16 protein-coding genes are annotated in these 26,500 nt (G+C 45.2%); 11 read left to right on the forward strand and 5 right to left on the reverse strand.

The genetic code is table 11. The annotated features are described in order from the left end of the window. The first annotated feature begins 77 nt into the window (after window positions 1-77). The 4 genes from F7R58_RS11095 (at window position 78) to F7R58_RS11110 (ending at window position 14,163) form a co-directional block, all read left to right on the forward strand. The gene (locus F7R58_RS11095; RefSeq protein WP_158064979.1) at window positions 78-4,226 is read left to right on the forward strand and encodes a T9SS type B sorting domain-containing protein; all 4,149 of its coding nucleotides are present in this window, start codon (window positions 78-80) and stop codon (window positions 4,224-4,226) included. 78 nt (window positions 4,227-4,304) lie between these two features. Next, on the forward strand, window positions 4,305-7,394 hold the full coding sequence (locus F7R58_RS11100) for a T9SS type B sorting domain-containing protein (RefSeq protein ID WP_158064980.1): 3,090 nt from the start codon (window positions 4,305-4,307) through the stop codon (window positions 7,392-7,394). 123 nt (window positions 7,395-7,517) lie between these two features. Next, window positions 7,518-10,631, forward strand: coding sequence for a T9SS type B sorting domain-containing protein (locus tag F7R58_RS11105; RefSeq protein ID WP_158064981.1), 3,114 nt, complete (start codon window positions 7,518-7,520; stop codon window positions 10,629-10,631). A 109-nt stretch (window positions 10,632-10,740) separates the two neighbouring features. Beyond that, the gene (locus tag F7R58_RS11110; RefSeq protein ID WP_158064982.1) at window positions 10,741-14,163 is read left to right on the forward strand and encodes a gliding motility-associated C-terminal domain-containing protein; all 3,423 of its coding nucleotides are present in this window, start codon (window positions 10,741-10,743) and stop codon (window positions 14,161-14,163) included. A 47-nt stretch (window positions 14,164-14,210) separates the two neighbouring features. Here the strand turns inward: F7R58_RS11110 and F7R58_RS11115 are convergent, their stop codons facing one another. Beyond that, window positions 14,211-14,777, reverse strand: coding sequence for a DUF2892 domain-containing protein (locus F7R58_RS11115; RefSeq protein ID WP_158064983.1), 567 nt, complete (start codon window positions 14,775-14,777; stop codon window positions 14,211-14,213). A 52-nt stretch (window positions 14,778-14,829) separates the two neighbouring features. Further along, window positions 14,830-15,339: a dihydrofolate reductase gene (locus F7R58_RS11120; RefSeq protein WP_158064984.1), complete on the reverse strand. Its 510-nt coding sequence runs from the start codon at window positions 15,337-15,339 to the stop codon at window positions 14,830-14,832. Between the two features lie 80 nt (window positions 15,340-15,419). Here F7R58_RS11120 and F7R58_RS11125 point away from each other — a divergent pair, with 80 nt between their 5' ends. The 3 genes from F7R58_RS11125 to F7R58_RS11135 are packed head-to-tail and all read left to right on the forward strand — an operon-like array spanning window position 15,420 to window position 17,260. Then, window positions 15,420-16,028, forward strand: a complete 609-nt coding sequence (locus F7R58_RS11125) for a LemA family protein (RefSeq protein ID WP_158064985.1) — start codon at window positions 15,420-15,422, stop codon at window positions 16,026-16,028. A 7-nt stretch (window positions 16,029-16,035) separates the two neighbouring features. After that, entirely contained in the window at window positions 16,036-16,464 is a 429-nt protein-coding gene (locus F7R58_RS11130) for a TPM domain-containing protein (RefSeq protein ID WP_158064986.1), read from the forward strand. Beyond that, window positions 16,445-17,260 (forward strand): TPM domain-containing protein, encoded by an 816-nt coding sequence (locus tag F7R58_RS11135; protein WP_158064987.1) that lies wholly within the window; start codon window positions 16,445-16,447, stop codon window positions 17,258-17,260. Before F7R58_RS11130 ends, F7R58_RS11135 begins: the two co-directional genes overlap by 20 nt. A gap of 1,140 nt (window positions 17,261-18,400) precedes the next feature. Here F7R58_RS11135 and F7R58_RS11140 read toward each other — a convergent pair. After that, a complete protein-coding gene (locus F7R58_RS11140) occupies window positions 18,401-20,233 on the reverse strand; it encodes a T9SS type A sorting domain-containing protein (protein ID WP_158064988.1) in 1,833 nt (610 codons plus the stop codon). A 255-nt stretch (window positions 20,234-20,488) separates the two neighbouring features. On the opposite strand from F7R58_RS11140, the gene F7R58_RS11145 reads away from it, so the two are divergent. From F7R58_RS11145 to F7R58_RS11160, 4 genes are read left to right on the forward strand one after another with little or no spacing between them, the layout of a single operon-like run. After that, window positions 20,489-21,013, forward strand: coding sequence for an NAD(P)H-dependent oxidoreductase (locus F7R58_RS11145; RefSeq protein WP_158064989.1), 525 nt, complete (start codon window positions 20,489-20,491; stop codon window positions 21,011-21,013). Then, window positions 21,014-22,906, forward strand: a complete 1,893-nt coding sequence (locus F7R58_RS11150) for a monovalent cation:proton antiporter-2 (CPA2) family protein (protein WP_158064990.1) — start codon at window positions 21,014-21,016, stop codon at window positions 22,904-22,906. It abuts the gene before it with no gap. Between the two features lie 53 nt (window positions 22,907-22,959). Then, window positions 22,960-23,853, forward strand: a complete 894-nt coding sequence (locus F7R58_RS11155) for a DMT family transporter (protein ID WP_158064991.1) — start codon at window positions 22,960-22,962, stop codon at window positions 23,851-23,853. Then, window positions 23,850-24,929, forward strand: a complete 1,080-nt coding sequence (locus tag F7R58_RS11160; RefSeq protein WP_158064992.1) for a PorV/PorQ family protein — start codon at window positions 23,850-23,852, stop codon at window positions 24,927-24,929. The genes F7R58_RS11155 and F7R58_RS11160 overlap by 4 nt, the downstream gene beginning before the upstream one ends. Before the next feature lie 14 nt (window positions 24,930-24,943). On the opposite strand, the gene ygiD is transcribed toward F7R58_RS11160, so the two are convergent. After that, window positions 24,944-25,771, reverse strand: coding sequence for a 4,5-DOPA dioxygenase extradiol (ygiD, locus tag F7R58_RS11165; protein ID WP_158064993.1), 828 nt, complete (start codon window positions 25,769-25,771; stop codon window positions 24,944-24,946). Window positions 25,772-25,848: 77 nt separating this feature from the next. Then, window positions 25,849-26,358, reverse strand: coding sequence for a YceI family protein (locus F7R58_RS11170; RefSeq protein WP_158064994.1), 510 nt, complete (start codon window positions 26,356-26,358; stop codon window positions 25,849-25,851). Window positions 26,359-26,500: the final 142 nt, after the last annotated feature.

Below are 26,500 nucleotides of genomic sequence, written 5' to 3' on the forward strand. Positions count from 1 at the left end.
CCTGATTTTTCAGGGAGATTTTTTTTATAAGTAATCCACAATTATTGAGTAATTTTGTCACCATTTTTACATGGATTATGAAAAAACTTTTATTTGCTTTCCTTCTTTTTTTCAGTTTCTTAGGATTCGCACAACTGGACACCGACCACTGGTTTGCGCCCATGGCTGCAAAAGCAGGTAATTCCGGTGCGGAAAGCTATGTATATCTTTCCACTAACGAAACTACACCTTTCACTGTAAGCATTTACAATAATAATACCCTGTTTACCACTGCCACCATCAGTAAAGGGAATCCGGCGCAGGTATATATTCCGGAAAGTTTCATGATGGGATTAAACCAATCCCAACTTTTCACTCCCGTAAGCAAGGGAATCTTTCTGCAGGGTCCTAAAAAATACTTTGCCAACTACCGTTTCTCGGTAACCAATCACGCCGAGATCATCACTTCCAAAGGACTGGCAGGGCTTGGCACCACTTTCTATGCAGCCATGGCACCCCTTACCGGTACAGGAACTTACATTAACTCCACCATAGGGGTTATGGCAACAGAAGACAATACGACGGTTACCGTTTCGGGATATGACCCCACGGTTGTCTTTTCAGACGGAAGTTCCAGTGCAACTAAGACGTTCACACTCAACAGGGGGCAGTCTTACATCCTGGACGCTGTAAGTACGGCGGGACCCGGGAATCTGGACGGCCTTATTGGTGCACGGATAGACGCCAACCACCCGGTATCAGTTACCAACGGTAACTTTAACGGTATCTATACCAATTTCAATTTCACCAACAATGACATCCTGATGGACCAGGCTGTTCCCGTGGACAGATTAGGCAAAAATTTCGTTATGGTGAAGGGAAATGCGCCGGTAACGTCGGGCATGGAGACGGCACTCATAGTAGCTACTGAAAATAATACCAGCGTCACTGTGAACGGGAGCCCGACGGGCATCGTACTTAATGAAGGGGAATATACCATGATAGACGGGTTCAACTATACACTGCAGGGCACTACGCACTATAACATGGGTATCAGCACGAATAAAAACGTCTATGTATACCAGTTTCTGGGGGGAACTTCCAGCGGCAGTGTTTATGCGGCCGGAGGATTCAACTATATACCACCCTTAAGCTGTTTCCTGCCGAATAAAGTAGATGAAATCGGAAACATCAACAGTCTTGGCTCTGCAACTTACAGCACCAAACTCAACATCATTACGCAAACCGGCGCCAATGTCACCATTAACGGCACTCCGGTATCTCCGTTGAACGGACCGTTTCCCGTTGTAGGTAATCCGGACTGGGTTACCTATTCGGTATCCAATGTTTCGGGCAACATAACGGTGAATTCTACGAAGTCAGTCACAGCGGGCATTGCTGCAGGCAGCGGAGCCGTAGGCTACGGCGGTTATTTTGCCGGCTTTTCCTCCGTACCCGTAATTTCAAAAACCGGCGACTGTTATGCCGGAATTCTGCTTCAGGTTGATAATTCCTATGATGCGTACCAATGGTTCCTGAATGGCGTAGCCATACCCGGTGCGACAACCTTCTCCATTAACCCTGATCTTTACGGATCGGGAACCTACACGGTTCTGATCACAAAAAACCTCTGCGAATCCAAACTCACAGACCCTTATTCCTATACCGCGTGTCCTCCCATCAGCACAAGCATCCAAAATATTGGGTCCTGTAACAACCTCACAGTTACACCTGCTTTCACCACTTCCGGTCAACCAATTAATCCGTCACTAACCCAAATAATTGCGGCGCCGGCTTCCGGTACAGCAACGGTGAACGGTGTTACTGGAGTCATAACCTATACACCTGCTGCCGGACTCACCGCAGATACACAGGTGCAATTTGTTTATTACCTGCAGGGTACAGGCAATCCGGCAGATTTTGAATACTTCCGCGTGACAGTCAATATCGACGTGCTCCAAACTACCAATGCCTCATTGGTTTCATGCGCGGGTGCGAATGGTAACGCTAATTTCAACCTTACCTCAGTAAGCAATTCACCGGATGCGGGAACTACCGCCCAATATTTCACCAATGCGAACCTAACCGGGGCGATAGCAGATCCAACCAACTACTCAGCCCCCACGGGATTGGTGTACGTGCAGGTAACTTCGGCCTCGGGGTGTGTAGCCACCGCTCAAATTCAGCTTACAGCGGTAGCAGCACCCAATATTAACCCCACCGCGTATAATACAAGTATTTGTGACAGCGATCTGGACGGCATAATAAACGTAAGTTTCAGCGATGTTACGCCTGTAATTGTAAATAATTCCGGCCAGTTTAATGTCCGGTACTATTTAAATCAGGCAGATGCCGCCGCCGGAAATAACAACACCCTCGGGAATGCCTGGACTTTCAGTACACCTACTACTGTATATGTGCGTGTTGATGCTATGAACGGCAACTGTGCACCTGCACTGGACCAACTGAATTTCGCAATCGGCCCAAAAGTTCCGGTACTTACCTCTAACCATTCAGCAACGCTATGCGACCCGGACGGAAACGGCTCGGAACCAGCTAACCTGAACAATTACACAAACGCATTTACGGTGGATCCTGCCGCAACCTTCACTTTCCACGGTACACTAGCAAATGCCAATGCAGGAACGAATGCCGTAAGTGCGAACCAAACCGTAACCGGCACCGGTGTTTATTATATCGTGATCCAGCATCCCGGTTTTTGCCCTATGGTGGTTGAATTAAACCTCACACTGCAGTCCCTTAACGTTAATCCCGCTACGCTTTCCTCATGTGCGAATGCGGCAGGTACAGGTACCTTCAACCTCACAACAGCAAATGTAACCGGCACACCGGGTGTTACACTGGGATACTTCTCCGATCCGGCACTCACTGTCACGATACCCGATCCTACAAATTATACCGCCGCACCGGGCAATGTATATGTTCAGGTTTCCGCAGCCAACAACTGCTCAGCGGTTGCTGTTGTAACACTTAACGTAATACCGCTGCCTAACCTTAATACTGCCGGCTTCAACGGAGCACTTTGCGATGAAAATTTTGACGGCACGGTTCAGGTAAACTTCTCTGCTGTTACCCCACAGATTGTAAATAATTCCGGAGCTTTCAATGTTCGCTATTATCTGGTGCAGGCCGATGCCGTTGCGGGAAATAACAACAACCTTCCGGCTAACTGGAGTTATGCGGCTACAACAACGGTTTATGTGCGCGTGGACAGTAACACGGGGAACTGTACGCCCGCTCTGGGACAGATTATCTTCAGCATTGGAAACCGGTTAACACTCATTTCCGGCACTGGCACAGCAGAAGTATGTGACAACGATCTTAACGGTTCGGAGCAGATAAATCTAAATTCTTACAGTTCTTTATTTACAGTAAACCCCGGCGTAACTGCTTCATTTCACAATTCACTGGCTGACGCTCAGAACGATGCAAATGCACTGGCGGGCACTCAACTTATCACAGGCACCCAAACTTTTTATGTACGTTTTGAGAGTAACAATGCGTGCCCCAACACAGCTCAGCTCACCCTGACGATCAAATCACCAAAAAAATCTGATGTCTTAAAGGATATAACCATCTGTACGGGAGCTTCAACACAACTGGATGCGGGCCCGGGTTTTACAGCATATCTTTGGAGCAACGGTGCGACTACCCAGTCCATCAATGCAACTGTTGGCAACTACTATGTTGACTTAAGTTTTAATGGCTGTACCTACAGACAATATGTAAGTGTTCTAGCGGCCCAGGAACCGGTAATTACAAGTATTGAGGTGAAAGGAGACGTTGTAACAGTCAATGTTTCCGGCGGAACTCCGCCCTACCAGTATTCTCTTGACGGTATAAACTGGCAGTCCTCTCCGGTTTTCATGGGAGTTGCAAAAGGCACGCAGACCGCCTATGTTCTGGCCGCTGAAAAATGCCGCCCAGTTACGAAGGAATTCCTGGTTCTGGATCTTATCAATGCCATCACACCGAATGGGGACGGCATCAATGATGTGCTGGATTATTCGGACCTTCAGAATAAGGAAAATGTTTCTATAGCAGTGTACGACCGTTATGGTGCTTTGGTATACCAGTCCAAGAGTAAAAACTACATCTGGGACGGCCGTGTAGGCGGAAGGGTGATCAGCAGCGGAACCTACTGGTACCTTATTAAATGGACAGATCCGGAATCCGGCGAACACATGGAATACAGCGGATGGTTGTTGCTGAAAAACCGCGACTGATGCTATTTATTTAAAAATAATATTCCTGAATACAAATTTTATTATAAATTTGTTAAATTGATTAAAAATACCAGAAATATGAAAAAACATCTACTTATTTTGGTGCTCATGCTTGTTACCGCCTCCAGCCTTTGGGCCCAGAGAGATACCGAGCATTGGTTTGCGCCTATGAGGGACCGTGCAAGTTCGACGAGTTCGGTTCAAACGCTTTTCCTTTCTACAGATTCCGTGACCCCGTTCCCGGTAAACATTTACAACAATAACGCTGTAATTGGAACTGTTACAATAAGCAAAGGAAATCCAGGAACCTTCATTGTACCCAAGACGGCAATCGTTGCAACCACCGACGCGGAATGTATGACAACTTCTACAAAAGGTCTTTACCTGCAGGGTCCAACTCCATTCTATGCCAGTCTCCGTATCTATATTTCTTCTCACGGCGAATTCATTGCATCTAAGGGAAAAGCCGGAATCGGCACATCCTTCCGTGCAGTTGTAACGCCTAACAATTATGTAACCAGTATTACCAATTTCGTAACCAGCGTTTTGGCTACTGTAGACAACACCACCGTTACCATAAACGGTTACCAGCCAACTGTAGAGTTTGCCGGTGGAGTTACAGGAGCAGCTTTGCCGAGTATCACGGTAACCCTGAATAAAGGTCAGTCCTATATTGTAGAAGGACCGGGAAATATAGCCGGAAATGCCAATGCATTTTCAGGCGCACTGATAACTTCAGACAAGCCCATTTCCGTAATGAACGGTAATATGAACGGTAATTACGCACTGGGATCTTTTGGAGGGTCAGATATTATCATGGACCAGTCCGTACCCATTGAACGTCTTGGGAAAACCTTTGTAATCATCAAAGGAAATGCGAACATAGGCACCAATATGGAAGGAGCACTGGTTACTGCAACTGAAGACCAGACCGACATCTTTATTAACGGGTCACCTACAGCCGCTGCCACTATCAATGCAGGACAGACTTTCCGTGTAATGGACACTAACTTCGTGGACCAGGGAAGCGGACATTTCAACCTTTATATTTCCACTACGAAGAATGTATATGTATATCAGCTAATTGGTGGCCGACCGACAGATAACGCCACAGAAGGCTGGAACTATATACCTCCACTGAGCTGTTACCTGCCCAGGAAAATTGATGAAATCGGTATGGTAAATTATATCACACCTACAAACAACAGTACAAATCTCAGCAACTGGCTGCTGAAGCTTAATATCCTTACAGAAGCAGGTGCGACCGTAACCATAAACGGTACTCCTCCGCCCGCAGGATCCGGCCCTTTCAACGTTACGGGAACTACAAACTGGGTAACTTATTCTGTGCCTAATCCTACAGGAAACATCGCTATTAATTCAAACAAGGCAGTGACCGCGGGAGTTACCGGTGGCTATTCTACAGCAGGTTTCGGTGGTTACTTTGCAGGATTTTCATCAGTTCCGGCCATCGTGAAGGAAACTGGAGAATGTATTCCCGGAATTGTGCTGGCCGTAGATGATATCTATACTACTTACCAGTGGTTCCTGAACGGCAATCCAATTGCAGGTGCCAATACATTTCAATATACTCCTACCGTTCCCGGCGTATATACCTGTACCGTAAGTATTCCCGGATGTGCTCCGGTTACTACTCCAGCGTACGAAGTTTTCCCTTGTCCTACAAATACGACACAAACGGTTAATGTGTGTGGTGGAAGACAGTTTACAGTAGCTTTCACAAACTCTACACAACCCCTGGATTTAAACTCGATTACCATAACCAACCAACCTGCTAACGGTACGGTAACAGTGAACAATGTTACAGGTACAATTTATTATGTGCCTGCAGCAGGATATCTGGGCCCGGATACCTTTACTTATGAATTCCAGAGTACTGTACCGACCTTCTTCGACAGCGAAATTGTTACTGTGAATATTAATGTGGTGCTTTTGGAAACAGATGATGATACAATCACTGCGTGTCCGTACAACGGGGTAGCTACTTACGATCTTACGACAGCTGATGTTTCTGACTATCCATTGGCGACGTTCAATTATTACCCAACCCTTACAGATGCACAGAACGGAACCAATGAAATCCTGACTCCGGCGGCCTACGTTTCCGCAGCAGGCAGCGTTTTCGTGAAGGTCACCACTCCTGAAGGATGTGTGGATTATTCAAAAATTACCCTACTGTTCTATGCACAGCCACAGGTAAATGATGCTACATTACAGTCCTGCTTTATCCCTGCAGTACCTACCACGGCTATCTTTGACCTTACTACAGCAAATGTAGGCGGCGGTTTGGGCGCGGTGAAAAACTATTTTCCATCCCTGGCTGATGCGGAAAACAATACCAATGAGATACAGAATCCTTTCGTATACAATTCCACCAATAATGCGGTGTACGTAAGGGTATATAACAATAACGGATGCTACAGCATCGCAAAGATTACATTAACGGTAATTCCTCCTACCTACTCTACAGTTCTACAGGACAAAGAAATTTGTGTTGAGGACCGTACCACTTTGGATGCAGGACCCGGATTTGATGCCTACGAATGGAGCAACGGCGCTACTACACAAAGTATTTCCAATGTGTCGGTTGGAGAATATTGGGTAATCCTGACCAAAAATGGTTGTGAAACTTTACAGAAAGTAAAAGTGACCAAAGTGCCTGAAGTAGTTATTACCAATATTGACATTACCAATAATACAGTAACACTAACGGTAAAAGGAGGAAAACAGCCTTACCAATATTCCGCTGACGGAATTAACTGGCAGGACTCCAACGTATTTACCGAAGTACCGCGCGGTCAGAACATTTTCTTTGTAAAAGACGCCTTCAACTGCGAACCGGTAACTGTTGAAATTACTATCCCTAACCTTATCAACGTGATTACACCTAATGGCGACGGTATCAATGACTATATTGACTATTCTGCGCTTAGGTACAAGCAGAACCTGACCTTCTCTGTTTATGACAGATATGGCAACAGGGTTCACCTTGCCGACAAGAATAACTTCTACCGTTGGGACGGCAGATTTGCCAGCAAGAAGGTAATTACCGGAACTTACTGGTACCATATTACATGGAACGAACCAGACGGAACACAAGCTCCGGTCATGTATAAAGGCTGGATCCTTGTGAAAAACAGAGAATAAATTTTATTCAAAGAATTCATTTTAAACACGGCAATTTTGCCGTGTTTTTTATTGCCGGTGAGAGAACAGGCGGAAACTTCGCATAAAATTTCTAAATTTGTAAATATTTAAAATCCAGTAAAAATGAAAAAACAATTACTCCTTTTCTTTCTTCTGGTACTTTCGTTAGGGAATCTCCGTGCACAGTTTGATACTGATCATTACATTGCGCCCTATTTTGCAAGTACCACCGGCTATACGCACGGACTTTACTTTTCAACAAAATCAACTACGCCATTTAACGTAGAAATCTATAACAACGGCACGGTAGTGCACACGATTACAGGTTTGAGCAAAAACAATCCTCAGGTCTGGATTATGACTACTGCACAAGCTCAGCAATATATTTTTGCAAGTGCAGACGCAGATGCACTGGTTGTTACCAACCGCGGACTTTATACAAAAGCAGTGGGCACAGCCAATGATATGCGCTATTTTGTTTCGTTGAGACTCAGACAGTCAGCGCATGGTGAATTCCTTACCTCAAAAGGAAAAGCGGGACTTGGTCTTCAGTTTTATGCGGCACCTGCCCCACTGACTTACAACTCGTCTTCAATGAACTTTACTGCGGGAGTTCTGGCTACGGAAAATAATACAACTGTTACCGTAAGCGGATATAATGCGGGCATTAGGTTTGTAAACGGACCTGCTGCCAATACACCACCTTCTTATACATTTACACTGAACAAAGGTCAGTCTGTTCTTATTGCCGGAGAAGCTAATTTCGCCGCAAACCAGACAGGCTTCATTGGTGCCAAAATTACTGCGGATAAACCTATTTCCATGACCAATGGTAATGCCAACGGCATGTTCGGTACCGCCAATACCACTTCAGGTTCCGATCTCATCCTGGACCAAAGTGTCCCGGTAGAAAGGCTGGGTAATACCTTTGCCATGGTGCGGAGTTTAACTTACCTGGCAGACGCTTCAAACGTAGAAGGCGGACTTGTAGTAGCTAAGGAAGACAATACACAGATTTTCCTGAACGGCTCGGCTACAGCAGCGGCAACAATCAACGAAGGTGAGTATTACCGAATCCTAAGCAACAACTACATTAACCAGGGTAATAATCATTACAATATGTACATCAGTACTTCCAAGCCGGTTTATCTTTACCAGCTTTTGGGAACAGGTACTTCTGCTGCCGGTACCAATACGGCAGGATATAACTATATACCGCCATTGAGCTGCTATATGCCGCGCGAAGTGGACGAAATTGGCTTCATTAACCAGATGCCGAGTCATACCGGCTCCATCAATATGAAACTTAACATTCTGACGGAATCAGGTGCTACAGTAACCGTGAATGGTGTTACACCAACAGCTGTTCAGGGTCCTTATCCTGTTACAGGGAATCCTAACTGGGTTTCTTATGATGTTCCCAACGTAACCGGAAATCTTACGATCGTTTCCAACAAGGCGCTTACTGCCGGTATCAACGGAGGATATTCTACGGCCGGATACGGAGGGTATTTCGCTGGGTTTTCTTCTGTACCTGCTATTGTAAAGCAAACAGGCGAGTGTATACCGGGTCTTATTCTTGCTGTAGATGATATTTATGAAACCTATCAGTGGTTCCTGAACGGAAACCCTATCGCAGGTGCAAATACTTTCCAGTATAGCCCTACGGTACCGGGTGTCTATACCTGTACAGTAAGTATTTCGGGATGTGCTCCTGTAACTACACCTGAGTATGAAGTTTTCCCATGTCCTGTAAATACAACACTTGATGTTAATGTTTGCGGCGGAAGGACTTTTGATGTTGAATTCAGCAGCTCTACACAAACAGTGGACCTCAATTCCATTGTGATTACCAGCCAACCGGCAAACGGTACCGTGGCTGTTGATAATTTAAACGGAACCATCACCTACACGCCAAATGCGGGTTATTTAGGGCCGGATACTTTTACTTACGCTTTCCAAAGTACAGTTCCTGTTTTCTTTGACAGCGAATCTGTAACAGTAAATATCAATGTCGTTCTGCTGGAAACAACAGATGATGCGCTGATTGCCTGTCCGTTTAACGGCGTGGCAACCTATGACCTTACCACCACGGATGTTACCAATTATCCGGGAGCTGCATTTAATTACTATCCGACTCTTACAGATGCGCAGAACGGTACGAATGAAATCCTGGTACCAGCTGCCTATGTGTCAGCAGCAGGAAATGTTTTTGTTAAAGTAACCACACCCGAAGGATGTGTGGACTATGCCACAATCACACTGTCATTCTATGACCAGCCCGCATTAAATGATGCGGTAATGGAGTCATGCTTTATTGCGAGCTCACCGGTTACAGGAGAATTTGACCTTAGTACTGCGAATGTCGGAGGCGGAATTGGAGCTACCAAACACTATTTCCCATCCCTGACCGATGCACTTAACAACACCAATCAGATCCAGAATCCGTTTGTTTACCTGAGTTCAAGCACAGAGGTCTTCGTACGGGTTTATACCGCCAACGGCTGTTACGGAATCGCCAAGATTACTCTTAATGTAATTCTGCCAAACTACTCCTCCGTACTTCAGGATAAAGTGATCTGTATTGAAGATAAAACCACACTAGATGCAGGCCCCGGTTTTGAAGCTTATGAGTGGAGCACAGGTGCTACAACACAAACAATCTCCAACGTGGGTGTAGGTGAATATTGGGTAATACTCACCACGGACGGATGTAAAACCAAGCAAACCGTTAGGGTTCATAAGGCTCCGGAAGTAATCATCAATAACATTGATATCAATAACAATACGGTAACCTTAACAGTGACAGGCGGGCAGCTTCCATACCAGTATTCTGCTGACGGGATAAACTGGCAGGATTCCAATATCTTCACTGAAGTACCGAGAGGTCAGAATACTTTCTATGTGAAAGATGCGCTGGATTGTGTACCGGTTGCAGTGGAAATTACTGTTCCTAATCTGGTGAACGTGATTACGCCAAATTCAGACGGCGTTAATGATTATGTGGATTATTCAGCACTGCGTTATAAGAAAAACCTGACTTTCTCCGTATATGACAGATATGGAATCAAAGTTCACGAGGGAAATAAAAATAACGACTACCGCTGGGACGGACGTGTGGCCGACAAGAAGGTTAGCACAGGAACTTACTGGTACCATATTTCATGGACTGAGCCGGATGCCACCTCTGCTCCGGTAACTTACAAAGGATGGATACTTGTAAAGAACAGAGAATAAATTAATCATTTACATTATAAGAACACGGCAGACTTGCCGTGTTTTTTTTGCTTAAAACATTGAGAATGATATATATAATTTCTAAATTTGTATGACATCCATCATTTCAATGAAAAAAATTCTATCTCTTTTCCTTGTATTTCTGATGTTTTCATCTGTATCTGCCCAGCTGGACCGGGAGCACTGGTTTGCTCCGATGGTAGACCGGACCGGTAATCCTAACCCGTTTCAAAAGCTGTATTTATCAACCAACAGGACCATACCATTTCCGGTAAGCATCTTCAATAATAATGTTCTGATAGGTACCGTAACAATAAGCAAAGGCAATCCACAGAAATTTGATGTCCCCAGGAATTTTATTATAACAACCCTTCAATCCGATCTTTTTACACCTATAACAAAAGGACTTCATGTTTCAGCAGAATTTCCTTTCTATGCCAACCTTCGCTTCTCCGTGTACAATCATGCCGAGATTGTAACCTCAAAAGGAATCTCATCCACAGGAACAACATTCTATACTGCAACAGCACCCATCACTGTACAGAATCCGATCCTCAATTTTATGACGAGCATCCTGGCCACTGAGGACAATACAAGCGTAACTGTCTCGGGCTATGCGTCCACAGTTCAGTTTTCGAACGGTACCACGGGTGCCGCAAACCCAACGATGACCTTTGTGCTGAATAAAGGCCAGTCCTATATCATTGAAGGGAAAGGCGAGATTTCTTCAAATTCCGACTCTTTCATCGGCAGCAAGATTGTAGCATCAAAACCTGTGAACGTGACCAACGGTAACTTCAACGGACAGTATGCGGGCGCACACCCTCTCAGTTCAGATATACTTATGGACCAATCCATTCCCACCAATCAGTTGGGCAATAATTTTGCGCTCGTGAAAGGAAACGGTACCATTGGGTCCAACATGGAAGGCGCCCTGGTCATCGCCACTCAAAACAATACGCAGGTATTTCTGAATAATGAAACTGTGGCCGCAGCCGTGCTGAACGAAGGTGACTACTACGTTGTACCGGATACAAAGTATGTTCTGCAGGGAAACAATCATTACAACCTCTATATCACTACTACGCAAAATGCCTATGTCTATCAGTTGCTTTCCGGTATCGACAATGGGGGCAATACCGTAGCCACCGGAGGCTTTAACTTCATTCCGGCATTAAACTGCTATCTCCCCAAACAGATTGATGAACTTGGGTTTATTGATGAAAATGAAGTATTCTCCAATGCTAATCCGGCCGGTATTCTCAATGTACCTACAAAACTCAACCTTATTACGGAAACGGGTGCCAACGTGCTGGTTAACGGTACAGCTCCGCCCGCAGGCACGGGACCTTTCCCAATGACCGGCACCACAAACTGGGTAACCTACGGAATCCCTAACGTAACCGGAAATATTACAGTAAATTCCAACAAGGCCATCACCGCCGGAATCAATGCCGGCAGTGATGCTGTAGGATACGGTGGTTTCTTCGCAGGCTTCCCTACACAACCGGTTATACTCACTTCCGGAACCAGTTGTATCCCCGGCCTTGTTCTTACCGTAGACCCCGTAATATATGACTCGTACCAGTGGCTCCTGAACGGAACGCCCATACCTGGTGCCACCTCACCCTCCATTTCACCCGTGCAGCCGGGTTACTATACGGCGTCCGTAACCATGGGAAGTTGCGTACCTCTGGTGACCACCCCCTATAAAGTGGAGAAATGTATGGTGAACTCGTCTGTGGTCTATAATATATGTTCGTCGCAAAATATTACACCTGCTTTTTCCGCGGTTACGATTCCCCAAACTGTGGTTGCGGCAACAGTTGCCGTTACAGTTCCTCCCACCTTGGGTACGGTAAGCATTAATGCTGCCACCGGCCAGCTTACCTATACAGCTAATAATCCGGGTGTTACAGCAACTGATACTTTTACTTATACATTCTGCGGAAGTGATCCGGATTTTCCGGAGTGTGAGACCGTCACAGTAACCATAAACATCGCCCAGATCCCGGTAAATAATGTTACCCTGAATGCCTGCAGCGGTCCAAACGGGCTGGGCACCTATAACCTGACGCTTGCACAGGTGACCACGCAGTCCCCGGTAACCGTTACGTACTATCCTACCCTGGCCGATGCACAAATCGAGAATGCCGCCGCGCTTATTTCGGATCCAACTAATTACAGCTCAGCTGCGGGCGTCACCGTTTATGCAGTAGTAAGATCTCCGGAAGGCTGTAAAAGTATTGCAAATATCATCCTGGGACTTTTCCCCCTGGCCACCGTTGCAGACTATACCGGAACTTTTTGTGATGAAAATCTGGACGGTATCTTTGAAGTAAATCTAAGCACCGTAACTGCACAGGTTCTTCCGAATGCAGCCTATTTCAGTGTGAGTTACTACGCCTCTCTGGCTGATGCAAACGCAGGTGGAGCTAACAGTCTGCCGAATAACTGGACTTATACCTCAAATACAACAATATACATCCGCGTGAACTCCCCCGACGGTTGCCCACCGGTGATCAAGGCACTTAATTTTATAGCCGGTACACCTTTGCCGCTGCTAATCAATTCAAACCTGCAGACAATCTGTGATGACGATTTGGATGGTGCGAAAGATATAAATCTCACGGCCTATCTCCCCAACTTCACGACCGACCCACAGGTCACCGCTACCTTCCACTCCACTCTTGCGGATGCCCAGAATGACAGTAACGCACTACCAATTCCTGTGACGGTGACGGGCACTCAGACTTTCTACATACGGTTCGAAAAATCAGGTGCCTGTCCCGCAACTGCTTCCCTGACCATTACCGTCAAAACACCCAAGACATCGGACCAGCTTGCAGATGCCGTAATTTGTCCAGACGGTACCACGGTACTGGACGCAGGTCCCGGCTTCGACAGCTATCTGTGGAGCAACGGTGCTACCTCTCAAACTATTACAGTAGGCACAGGAACCTATTGGGTAGACCTCACCTTCAACGGCTGTGTTTACCGCCAGACCGCAACAGTCACTGCTTCAGAACTGCCCGAAATTACAGGGATAGACATCAAGGATAATACGGTGACCATTACGGTAAGCGGCGGTACGCCACCTTACCAGTACTCACTGGACGGTCTGACCTGGCAGACATCAAATGTTTTTAACGGAATCAGCAGAGGAACGTATACCGTCTATGTGAAGGATGCTTTGGACTGCGGAATAGTGACCCGACAGTTTGCCTTCATCAACCTAATCAATGCAATCACGCCAAATGACGACGGTTTTAATGATGCCATCGATTATTCCGAACTGCTGACCAAGGAAGACCCTGTCTTCAGAATCTTTGACCGTTATGGTGCAGAAGTTTTCCGCGGAACCCCGGCTAACCGTTTCCGCTGGGACGGTAAAACCTCACCTACCCGTCACGTGAGCACGGGCACCTATTGGTATATTTTGCAGTGGCGTGAATTCGGTTCTCCCACCACACTTCATTACACCAGCTGGCTGCTGGTAAAAAACAGAATGGGTAACATCTTCAAAGAATAAAGCAAAAGAAAAAGGCACCTCTGTGGTGCCTTGCCTGTATTAAAACCTTAAAATTTGCCCCGCTGTCTCATGTGCGGGTTATGCATATGTTTCTGCATTGAAGGCATTTTCATCTGGTCCTTCATCATCTTAATTTGGTCTGTCATCATTCCCGCAGAATCCAGTTTCTTAGCCTCTTCCAGTAAACGCTGTCCTTCCTGACGTCTGCCTCTTGAGATTGCCGAAGCAGCGAGGTTAAGCGTAGCCATAGCACGGTCCTGTTTCATATTAAGGCCGTACTCCAGCGCCTTTTTCATATAAGGCTCCACTTTGGAGGGGCTGTCCTGAGCCAGTGTCAACCCTGTAAGATAATGGAAATATCCGTACTGGGTCCTGTGAAGCTGTGCTGGATAATTGGTAACCCTTGCCAGCCAGGAGGCCGCTTTCTCCATGTTCTGTTTCCGCAGATGCCAAAAAGCCATCAGGATCATCTCATTTTTAAAGTAAAGCAGGATCGGAAAGGAGGAAAGGAGGAATACCACTACTCCCCAGCCAATGTTCCGTGTGAAGAACATCATATAAATTCCGGATATAATCAATATTGCCGCAAGTGCAATTTTAATGTTTTTGTTCATGAATGAAATTTTAAGACTGCAAAGATAGGTAATTTGCCTAAAAATTACAGGTTTATACCTGCTCCGCATTCAGCGGGATAATCCGCTCAAAAGTCTGGAACTTCATATCAAACCTGTTCTTTTCATCGCTTGCAAAGTTCACCTCATCAGTCATCTGCCATATTTTCATATCAATCTCCGGGAAAAAGGTATCCGCATCGCACTCTGCATTCACACGGGTCACTTCCAGTTTATCGGTAAGATCCATAGTCTGTTCGTAAATATTACCCCCACCGATAATAAAGATGTTTTCGTCAATCTTTTTAGCAAATTTCAAGGCTTCTTTAATGCTCCCAACAATCAAAATGCCCTCCTGAAACCAGTCTTTTTTCCGACTGATAACGATATTGGTGCGGTTAGGCAGAGGTTTGCCAATACTTTCAAAAGTCCTGCGGCCCATAATCACCGGATGACCCGAAGTAATGCTCTTAAAATGCTTCAAATCTGCAGGCAAATGCCAAAGCATTCGGTTCTCCAGCCCAATTCCGTTTTTCCGGTCCATCGCTACAACAATAGTGGTCATCTTTTAGGTATTTCAGCAAAAGTAGCACATAATTTGTATATTTGGTTAGCGAATTTTTTTTAAAAATAAATTAATAAACTATGAAAAACAAAGGTTGTTTAAGCGCCGGAACACTCGGGATTGCATTACTTGTCATCTTAGGTCTTGTGCTTTTATGGGGCGTACCAAAATACAATAATCTGGTCGCTCAGGAACAGACGGTAAATACCAAATGGAGTAACGTGGAAACTGTTTATCAGAAAAGGGCTAACCTGATTCCAAACCTGGAAAGAACCGTGAAATCGTATGCACAGTTTGAGCAGGAAACCCTGACCAAAGTGATAGAAGCCCGTTCCAAAGCTACTTCAATTAATGTAGATCCTACTAATATGACCGAGCAGGATATGGCCCGTTTCCAGGCTGCACAGGGGGAACTTACAGGTGCACTGAGCCGACTTATGGCAGTAGTAGAGCAGTATCCTAACCTGAAGGCAGACCAGCAGTACACCAATTTCCAGCGGGAATACATCGCTATTGAGAACAGCATACGTGCTGAAACGGTGGTCTTCAACGGTGCTGCGCAGGAATTCAACACCAGCATCAAGACTTTCCCGAACAATATCCTGGCAAACTTCACCAATTTTAAGGAGAAGCCCTACTTTAAGGCTGCGGCCGGTGCCGAACAGGCTCCTGAAGTATTTACCAATTAAAAAGGTAATGAGTAATTTCCTAAGCAATACACAGATGGCTTCCCTTGTGGAAGCCATTAAAACAGCCGAAGACCATTCTACAGGTGAGATCCGGGTGCATATCGATTCCAATACGGAGGATGATAATGCCGGTGTGGCCTTTGAGGTGTTCAAAAGGCTTTGCATGGAGAAAACGGCAGAGCGTAACGCGGTACTCTTCCATATCAACTTTGAGCAAAGGTATCTTACCATTATAGGTGACGAAGGTATACATAAGAAAGTACACCAGCAGTTTTGGGACAAAATGCATGATGATATTACGGCTGGCTTTGCAAAAGGCCGTTTCTTTGAACCACTGCAGAAAGCGATACTTGATACGGGTACTGAACTAAAAAAATATTTTCCTGTGACGGGAGAAAACAAAAACGAACTCTCTGATGAGATTAGCTTCTCTTAAATTTTTTACTGTCTTTTTATTTTGCTGTGCCTGGATTCAGACTCACGCCCAGTACAAAATTCCCCAAAAACCGGCTGTTTTATATCCTGTATATGACGTAAGCGGCATTCTGAGTGAAAGTGAGAAAGACCTGCTGAACCAGAAACTTATAAAATTCGAGGACAGCACTTCAACTGAAATTGAGGTAATCATCATACCCTCTACACAGGGCGAAGACGTCAATTTTGTAGCCTGGGAATTCGGTGAAAAGTGGAAGATAGGCAAGAAAGGCACAGACAACGGAATTGTTTTTCTTATTGCCACGGACGACCGTACCATGTCCATACAGCAGGGCCGCGATGTTGAAAAATACCTCACCGCCTCTGTGGCCGGGCAGATCATTGATTATGTGGTGGCTCCCAACTTCAAACAGGGACGTTGGTACGAGGGCATAGATCGCGGTACCAGCGCACTGATGGAAGCCGTACAGGGCAAATACAAACCCATAGTAAAAAAAAACACCGAAGGCAGCGGCATTAGTTTCTTTGAAATCATTCTCATTGCCTTTTTTGTAATTTTCATACTGAGTTTCCTTTTCAAAAACCGTGGCGGCGGAAACCGGCATGACGACGATGATGAAATCCTTACACGGCGCGGCAGACGGAGCTATCCTGGAGGTTTCTTCCCTTTCCCAATGGGTGGCGGCTTCGGCGGCGGTGGCTTTGGTGGCGGAAGCTTTGGTGGTGGCGGCGGCGGCTTTGGCGGCTTTGGCGGCGGCGGAAGTTTCGGCGGCGGCGGTGCCTCCGGCGGCTGGTAATACAGGGAATAAAACACAAAAAAGGATGTCCTGATAGCAGGCCATCCTTTTTTTAATTTAAGTTCACCTGGCAGTACACATAATATGCTAAAATTCAGCAGCCTGTTTGTCATTCCGCAGGAATCTGACTGGCATAATGAAAGTCTTTTATGACCATTTGTTAAATACAAACAACTGGAATACAGTAAATTATCAAAGGGATGCTTTTCTTGATAAGAAGATACATCTCTGGTGACAAAATAAAACCCTGGCAGCATGCTTCTGGTGCACGATTCCATGGGTAATGTGCAGGCTGGTGACCCAGGGTAAATTTACCCGCAACTACAGTATTGACATGACCGGTATGACCATGGGCGTGTATTATGTAAAAAGTACTGGGCGAAGGTTTTGCCACTACCGGGAAAGTGATTAAAAAATAAAGTTTTTATATAATGAATTGTTCCGTCACTTTTTTCCTTGATGAAAAAAGTAACAAAAAAAATCAAGACTTGGACCTTTTTGCTAAAAAAATAACTACGTGCCTAAAAGTTCTAAACTTGCGCGAATCGACAATAGGGTATTTAATGTCGTTTTGTGGTCGCGCTTCAAACAGAAGATTTTTTTTACGGCACTCCTTTATTTTTTTTCTTGACGCAAAAATCTCCTAGGTCCGTATTTGTGATATAGATAGCTGGTTTAGATTTATCAGGAGCAAAGCATGGATGACAAAAAATAAAGTTTCTTCATAAGAACTCTGCACATGGCGGCCAAAGCGGCCGCCGGCCTGCAGGGGACCGGCAGGAGATTACTGGGGTACCTGCATATTTGTCTTCAATATTCTGCTAAAATTCATCAGCCTCTTTCTCATTCCGCAGGAATCTAACTGGTTTAATAAAAGTGTTTTAAGATTATTTATTAAATACAAACAATTGTAATACAATAGATTACCAATGGAATGCTTTGTTAATAAAAAAGCATCTCTTGTGACAAAATGAAACCCTGGGCAACTGGTAATATTTGCTATTACTGTAGCTGTTCAAGACTGCACAAAAACACTGCATCATGATCTTTTTCCAGAAGTAATGGAAAGATAGCAACTTCCTGAGACTGCATCTTCAAATGCTCATATTAGACTGACCAGTATTACCAGACGAATATATTCTATTTCTTCACCGTCATTTTAAAGGACTTCAACTGCTCCCCGAATTTTTTGGAAACCGAAAGTACATAATTTCCTGAAGTTAGGAGGTGTCCCCAACTGAAATCCTGCTTTTGCTGGCGTGAAAGCTCTTCTTTCTTCACCAGTCTGCCGGTGGAATCATACAGTGCCAGAACGGTGGCTTCTTTTGCCAAAACAGAACCTGATAAAGTGAAATTACCGTTGTTGGGATTGTTATACAGTTGTATGTCCGCTGAAAAGCCTGCGGTTTCGGAGGTTCCCAGTTCATCTTTAAATACAAACCGCGTCACAAAACCGAACGGAAAGCCCGGATAAGGGTTGGTCATGGACTGATAAGGTGCGCCTTCAGTTCCGATTCCGGTCGTGGCACCCGTTGTACCCCACAGTACTAAAGTACCATCGTTCAATAACTCGGGATTTATATGTTCCTGATACATATTACTTCCGGCACCTCCAAAATAGGAGCACCACAATCTGCTGCCGGAGCTGTCAAACTCCGCAAAAAACATGTTTGTAAGGCTGTTTGATGTGTTGGAAGGAGTGGTAAGATGCGCACCCGGGGTAGAAATATTAGAAACCGCACCGTACTGGCTTCCTGCGATAATGATGCGGTTACCCAGTATTGTTAATGTACTTCCAAAAACATCCTCGTAGCCGTCACTGCCGAAGTAAGTGCTCCATATACGGTTACCGTCATGGCTGAATTTTGTTAAAAACAAATCTGCACCACCGGTGAGCTGACCTTTAAATGCGCCCGGTGTGGCGAAATATGTTGGGTAGTCCGTGTCTTCATTATGGCCGCTCACATAAAGTCCCGTGCTGTTCACTTCAATATCCCAAATTCCGGCACCGGTGAAAGCGGTGGCATTGTGTGGCGTACCGTAAAAACTGCTCCAGATTCGCTGTCCGGTAGCGGCATCAAATTTCCCAAGCAAATTCATAGCCGGCCCTGTGGGCTGAAATGTTCCCGGTGTGGTGAGCTGGCCGGGCATATTCGGATCGTACCCACCACTGGCATAAAGGCTACCGGCATGATACTCGAAATCATTGATTCCCTGAACAGCATAAGTAGCCCACATTTTTTGACCTGCGGAATCCAGTTTTACAATATATCCGTTTTTTCCAGGCTGACCACTGACAGTCTGATACGAAACAAAATATTCCTGATAGACCCCCGCGGTCCCGAGTCCGGCAATAGATTCCGCTGTTGAATTTGTAATAAAGAGATTATTATTTTCATCAAATCGGAGGGCAAATGCAGCACCTCCCGAATTGGGAAGATAAGTAGTCCATATCAGATTGTTTGCACTGTCGTATTTGGAAAGAGTATACGTATACGCCCCTGAACCGACATTCTGTGTGAGCCAGGCTCCGGGTGTAGAAAGGTTAGGAATATTGCCGGGCAACTGCTTTAGCATGAATCTATTATTGACAGAGTCTATTCCTATTAATCTGTCGTTTGCAGCGTTATTAATACCATTATAACCTGCAGATAACTGTTGCCCGGTCACCGATATTGATACAGAATAACTATTTTGCAAAGGAAATACAGAGGGGCTACCCCCGCCTGCTATAAATTGGTCATAATACGTATTGCTGTAGCTTGGTGCAAAAACAGTAGTACCAGACATATACAGATTGTTTTGTGAATCAGAATTGAAGGAAGTATCCGTCAAATGCGTATCAAGCAAATGGGTTCCTGTTCCGCCAACATAAGTACCCCACTGCTGCTCATAGGGAAATACACCCTGAGCAGATAAACCAGTTCCCGATGTTATAGTAACAAGGAAAATAAAGTGTTTAAGAATTTTCATATTTAATAGATTTGGACATAAATAATATTTGTGCGATGGAATACTGTCATGGTAATTGTCTACTAATATATATATATCCACACAAAATAATTCTCAATAAAAATCAAATATTTTTATTAAATCATACACATCACCTGTTCGCGAGCTCTCTTTCCTCAAGTTTTTAACCTGTCAGAAAATGATTGTGCAGGTTTAGGAAGAAAGTAAAATACCGGAACAGGCTATTTTTTTTATATTTACAAAAACGGACGTCTTGTGGAAAACACCCTGGTTTTATTTGCCCATCCCTATCTGGAACATTCAAAATCCAACCGGGAACTCATTAATTTCTATGTACGGCATCAACACTACACCTTTCGGGACCTTTATGAAGAGTTTCCGGACTTTCATATTCCAGCATTTCGCGAACGCAAGAGAATTGGCAATTACGACCGTATTATATTTCATTTCCCACTGATCTGGTTTGGACTTCCGCCATTACTTAAACTTTGGATTGATGAGGTTTTTGACCTTAAATGGCAGGACGAAGGCAGGGAAAATCCGCTGGAAGGTAAAGAAGTGGTAGTGTTGGTTACCACCAATTATCAGCAGGAACAGTTTGGTGAGCAGGGTTATTTTCAGTATTCAATAGAAGAGCTTATCTCCGGACTTTTTGTTGTACTGAAACAAAACAGACTTAAACTCAAGGAGTTTCTGTGCATTTACGATATAGACCAAATGGATAAAAAGGAAATCATCAGACAAAAGCAGTACTTCATGTCAATTTTAAACGGTGAATAAATGGAGGGGAAATTTGCAATGACCATTCTAATATTCCTGGGTGCCGCTATTATTATGGCTCCGCTGGTAAAAAGACTGGGGCTAAGTTCGGTGATAGGCTATATTGTAGGAGGAATCATTATAGGTCCGTTTATCCTGAAACTGAGCGGTAAGGAAACAGACAATATCATGCATACCACAGAATTCGGTGTGGTACTGCTTCTGTTTCTGGTGGGACTGGAACTGGAGCCTAAAAAATTCTGGGCCATGCGGAAGAAAATACTGGGCCTTGGTCTCAGCCAAATGCTGATAACCATCGCACTTCTGTTTGGCATTTTCTACCTGGCAGGCTGGCAACCCGACGTGGCCATGGCGGTAGCCATCTGTTTTGCCCTGTCGTCTACCGCCATCGTCCTTCAGACCTTGCGTGAAAAAAACCTCTTCACCACTACGTCCGGCGAGGCTTCGTTCTCTACGTTAATCCTGCAGGATATTGCGGTAATTCCCATTTTGGCTCTGTTGCCGTTACTTGCGCATTATAATCCACCGGAAGAAGAAACCGCGGTAACACTGCTGTTACAAGAACTTCCCGAGTGGCTTCAACCCTTCTCAATACTCTTTGGAGTTGGACTTCTTATTGTTTTGGGACGCTATGTTTTTGTCCCATTCTTACGTTTCGTTTCCAAATCCAATCTTACCGAACTGCTGACCGCTGCTTCCCTGTTTTTAGTTATTGGGGTGTCTGAACTGATGATTGCGGTGGGGCTCAGTGCCGCCCTCGGTGCCTTTATTGCAGGACTCATGCTGGCCAACAGTGAATTCCGGCATGAACTGGAAGCGCAGGTAGATCCGTTCAAAGGTCTGTTTCTGGCTGTATTTTTTGTGAGCGTGGGAGCAAGCATCAACTTCTTAGTTATTGAAAAAGATCCACTGTTCATCTTCAGCACCGTTATCGCGGTCCTTTTGGTTAAGTTTGCAGTGCTGTACGGAATTGGCAGATTTTATAAATTTTCCGTTGACCAGAATTTCATTTATGCATTTGCACTTTCGCAGGTAGGTGAATTTGCTTTTGTACTGCTGAATTATTCGTCCAAACTTTACTTGTTAACCCCCGAGATGAACGACCAGTTAATGGCCGTAACTGCCATAACGATGTGTATCACGCCTATTCTCCTGATCATCAATGACCGGCTGATAGATCCGCGGCTGAACAGTCAGTCTGAAGACCATAGCTCATTGGGCCTGCCGGAAAATATTGAACCGCGAAAGATCATCATTGTTGGTTTCGGTCATTTCGGAAGTACCGTGGGCAGGCTGCTGCGTGCCAATAAAGTAAAGGCTACCGTGCTGGACCATGACGCAGACAGGGTAAAGTTGTTACGCAGCCATGGGTTTAAAGTATATTACGGTGATGCCACACGGCTGCCTATCATGCGTACAGCCGGTGCTGCTGAAGCGGAAATTCTGGTTCTTTGCCTGGACGACCCCGAAGCCAATAAACATATTGCAGAGATGGCAAAAGAGCAGTTCCCGCAGCTCAAAATATTTGTAAGGGCAAAAAACCGGCTGGATGCCTACTCGTTCCTCAATAATGGAATCGACAATATTTACCGTGAAACCCTGGGTACCGCGGTAGATATGGCTGTAGACGTACTGCATGCCAGCGGCATGCGTAAATACACGGCCAGACGGCTGGGGAAACGCTTCGAAATGATCGACAAAGCTTCGGTTCGTCAGCTGGCTAAGGAACAGATGAAGGAAGTGATGACTTTCACCACTCAGGAAGCACTCCAGCGCGAAGCCGAGCTCCTGAGCCTGGACAGCGTTTCAATTGAAAACTCTGAGTGGCTGGATCATGAAGGCGAAGGTAACGACAAAACTGACCTACAGCAAAGTGACACCGGAAAACAGTAGTTTGCAATAAGGTTTTTATACCTATTTTTGCGACCGTCTTATCTGCATAAAAAATGAAAAATTCTGCCCTGTTCCGTCTTCACCTCATTGTGTTTCTGTGGGGTTTTACGGCTATCCTGGGTAAACTGATTACTGCGGAAGCTCAGGTTCTGACCTTCTTTCGAATGGGGATTGCGGCACTCTTCCTTTTTATTTACATCCGGGTCATCAGAAAAGACAACCTCAACGTACCCCGAAAGCTCCTCTTCGGACTGGTAGGCGTGGGGGGATTCATGGCGCTGCACTGGCTCTGCTTTTTTCATTCCATCAAGGTTTCCAATGTATCCATTGCTCTGTGCTGCCTGTCGCTGTCCACCCTCTTCACCTCTATTCTGGAACCCATTGTGTTCAAAAGGAAAATAGATGTCTCGGAAGTGATTATGGGAATCGTCATTGTAGCCTGTATGGCAGTTATCTTCAACATCGAACTGCGGTATAAGGAAGGTATTTTCTTCGGCATTTTCACTGCACTTTTCGGTACTGTATTTTCGGTATTCAACGGAAAACTGTACGGAAAAACCAGTTCCGGGAACATTATTTTCTACGAAATACTGGGCGGATTTATGCTGATTTCCCTCTTTTACCTGCTCACCGGGCAAATCTCTGAAGTTGCAGACATCACCACCCGCGACCTTGCCCTTATCACCATTCTGGCAGGTGTATTTACAGCCTACCCGATGCTGGAATCGGTAAGTCTGATGAAGTATATTTCACCCTTCACACTGGTACTTACCGTAAATTTAGAACCGGTGTACGGAATTATACTTGCTTTTTTTATCTTTGGTGAATCAGAACAGATGAGTCCGGTCTTTTATGTAGCTTCATTTGTGATGATTACGGCCATCATCATTAACGGGGTCCTGAAATCCCGTAAGGCCAAACAAACAATTAATCCTAACACTCCATGAGGAAGCTAGTCTTTTTATTCGTTTTTGCATCTGTTTGCACGCAGGCCCAGATCATAAGGAAATATTCCAACGAATTCCTGAATATCGGCGCGGGCGCCAGAGGCCTGGCCATGGGCGGTGCCGTTTTAAGCAGCCAGGACGATGTATACGCACCAATGTGGAACCCTGCCGGACTTATGGGTGTGGAGCGCGACTGGCAGGGTGCGGCCATGCACGCTGAATATTTTGAAAGTATTGCCAAGTATGATTATATCGCCTACGCCAAACCTTTAGACAGCAAAGGTGGTGTTTTTGCGGTATCGGTAGTCCGCCTTGGGGTGGATAATATCCTGAATACCACTCAGATGATCGACAGTGAAGGTAATATTGACTACGATAAGATCACTAAATTTTCCCAGGCCGATTATGCTGCCCTAGTTTCCTACGCCTTCCATCCCGGTGGTAACCACAAATTATCGGCGGGGGTAAATGCGAAGCTGGTGTACAGAAATGTTGGTAAATTTGCCAGCGGATTTGGATTTGGGTTTGATGTTGGGGCCCTCTACCACGCCGACAGTGGCTGGAAGTACGGAGCTATGCTGAGAGACGCCACCACCACGGTCAATTTCTGGAATGTAGATCAGAAGGAACTTTCGGCTATTGTAAACGGTGAGGAATTTAACCCGGCACCGGCCGATAAAATGGAGATTACAATGCCCAAACTGAATGTAGGCGCCAGTAAAAACTTTGAGGTGAGCCAGAATATTTCCATATTGCCTGAAGCAGGTCTGAATATTGACTTTGCTAGAACCGCCGCGCTGGTATCAACGGATTTTGCAAGTATTACTCCATATGCGGGTGCAGAGATGAACTATAATGATCTCGTATTTGTTAGGCTGGGTGTAAACAGGTTTCAGTCCATCACCGATATTGAGGACCTCAAACGTAAGGTTTCCTTTCAGCCCAGTGCGGGAGTGGGAATCAAATACCGGGGACTTACTTTAGATTACGCGATTACCAATTCGGGGATCGGTGGCAGCAACTTCTTCTCCAATTTCTTCTCGCTGAAATTCGACATGGGAGAATTCCGGAATTAAGGGCTTCAGTTTCATTAACCGATTTTTACACTGGTCATACTCAGGCTTCCGCCTATGAGTTCATCATTGAACAGTGAAAGTTCATCAGATTTATTCTTCAGACCTAAGGAATAAATTAGTGGCAAATAGTGATCCGGCGAAGGAATGGCAGCCTGGAGGGCCGTTCCATGTTTTTGATATTCAATCAGGTTACGGAAATTGCCGTCCAGGATCCAGTTATTGGTTTTTTCACGCGCCTCAATCGCCCAGTCCCAGCCGGCACCGACCGTGTTGATATTCTGCCAGTCAATCATCCTGAGATTATGTACGATGTTGCCACTGCCAATAATTAATATTCCTTTCTCCCTTAACTTCTGCAGCCTGCCGGCGAGTTCAAAGTGATACTCCGGAGGTTTCGTATAATCAATACTCATCTGCACTACCGGAATATCTGCATCGGGATAAAGATGCCGGATAACCGACCACGCGCCATGGTCCAGTCCCCAACTGTGATCTTCCTGGACCTCAGCCGGTAACAGCAGTGTGGCTGCTTCCTGTGCCAGATCGGGGCTGCCGGGAGCGGGATACTGCACAGCGAAAAGTTCCTCCGGAAAACCTCCGAAATCATGGATAGTGGGTGGCAGATCCATGGCGGTAACTTTAGTACCACGCGTAAACCAATGTGCCGAAATACAAAGTATGGCACTGGGTGTGGGAATCTCCCGTGAGATATTTCTGAAGCCCTGCACGAACTGATTCTCTTCAATGGCATTCATTGGTGAACCGTGACCCAGAAAAAGCACAGGCATCTTTTGGGTAGTTGGGAACAAGGCTGAAATATTGGTCAAATCATTCAAATTCATTATAATACTTTTTAATAAAAAAACCTGAAAATTATAAGCATAATTCCCAGGTTTTCAGGTTAATCGTTTAAACGCTGTTATGCTTTAACAAACTGCAGCTCGCCTGCAATTTTAACTTCATCGGAAACCATTACGCCGCCAGCTTCCAGCGCTGCATTCCAGTTAAGTCCAAAGTCACTTCTTTTAATCTTTCCTTGAAATGAAAAGCCTGCTTTGGTGTTGCCCCAGGGATCTGCATTAATACCACCGAAATCTACGTCCAGTTTTACCGGCTTGGTAACTCCATTAACCGTTAGATTTCCTGTGATCTCGTCGTTCAATGCATCACTTTCAAAAGTTATTGTTGGATTAACAGCAGCATTGAAAAACTCCTCGCTTTTCAGGTGATTGTCACGGTCTGTATTGTTAGTGTCAATAGAATCGGTCTGGATGGTTGCAGTAACTTTCGCATTGCGGAAAGTATCATCTTCCGCTTCCATCTCAGCTGTAAAGGTCTTGAAAGAACCTTTTACATTGGAGATCATCAGGTGCTTTACTCTAAAAGTTATTTCACTGTGGGTTGGGTCTAAATTCCATTTTGTTGCCATAATATTCTGTATTTATTGGTTTGTTAAAAATTTCTGATACAAAGGTAGCTGTTTGGCCAAGGCTGTGCATTGATGTAAGTTAAGAACGTAATCCTCTGTACTGCTGGAGTAAATTTATCCATTTTAATTCATGCACCCGGTA

Origin of the sequence: Chryseobacterium sp. (assembly GCF_008831505.1) — a bacterium.
Taxonomy (GTDB): domain Bacteria; phylum Bacteroidota; class Bacteroidia; order Flavobacteriales; family Weeksellaceae; genus Marnyiella.

What these genes read in the sequence shown, in the direction of transcription:
- F7R58_RS11095 (WP_158064979.1), top strand. Translation starts at nt 78, where the DNA reads ATGAAAAAACTTTTATTTGCTTTCCTTCTTTTTTTCAGTTTCTTAGGA.
- F7R58_RS11100 (WP_158064980.1), top strand. Translation starts at nt 4,305, where the DNA reads ATGAAAAAACATCTACTTATTTTGGTGCTCATGCTTGTTACCGCCTCC.
- F7R58_RS11105 (WP_158064981.1), top strand. Translation starts at nt 7,518, where the DNA reads ATGAAAAAACAATTACTCCTTTTCTTTCTTCTGGTACTTTCGTTAGGG.
- F7R58_RS11110 (WP_158064982.1), top strand. Translation starts at nt 10,741, where the DNA reads ATGAAAAAAATTCTATCTCTTTTCCTTGTATTTCTGATGTTTTCATCT.
- F7R58_RS11115 (WP_158064983.1), bottom strand. Translation starts at nt 14,777, where the DNA reads ATGAACAAAAACATTAAAATTGCACTTGCGGCAATATTGATTATATCC.
- F7R58_RS11120 (WP_158064984.1), bottom strand. Translation starts at nt 15,339, where the DNA reads ATGACCACTATTGTTGTAGCGATGGACCGGAAAAACGGAATTGGGCTG.
- F7R58_RS11125 (WP_158064985.1), top strand. Translation starts at nt 15,420, where the DNA reads ATGAAAAACAAAGGTTGTTTAAGCGCCGGAACACTCGGGATTGCATTA.
- F7R58_RS11130 (WP_158064986.1), top strand. Translation starts at nt 16,036, where the DNA reads ATGAGTAATTTCCTAAGCAATACACAGATGGCTTCCCTTGTGGAAGCC.
- F7R58_RS11135 (WP_158064987.1), top strand. Translation starts at nt 16,445, where the DNA reads ATGAGATTAGCTTCTCTTAAATTTTTTACTGTCTTTTTATTTTGCTGT.
- F7R58_RS11140 (WP_158064988.1), bottom strand. Translation starts at nt 20,233, where the DNA reads ATGAAAATTCTTAAACACTTTATTTTCCTTGTTACTATAACATCGGGA.
- F7R58_RS11150 (WP_158064990.1), top strand. Translation starts at nt 21,014, where the DNA reads ATGGAGGGGAAATTTGCAATGACCATTCTAATATTCCTGGGTGCCGCT.
- F7R58_RS11155 (WP_158064991.1), top strand. Translation starts at nt 22,960, where the DNA reads ATGAAAAATTCTGCCCTGTTCCGTCTTCACCTCATTGTGTTTCTGTGG.
- F7R58_RS11160 (WP_158064992.1), top strand. Translation starts at nt 23,850, where the DNA reads ATGAGGAAGCTAGTCTTTTTATTCGTTTTTGCATCTGTTTGCACGCAG.
- ygiD (WP_158064993.1), bottom strand. Translation starts at nt 25,771, where the DNA reads ATGAATTTGAATGATTTGACCAATATTTCAGCCTTGTTCCCAACTACC.
- F7R58_RS11170 (WP_158064994.1), bottom strand. Translation starts at nt 26,358, where the DNA reads ATGGCAACAAAATGGAATTTAGACCCAACCCACAGTGAAATAACTTTT.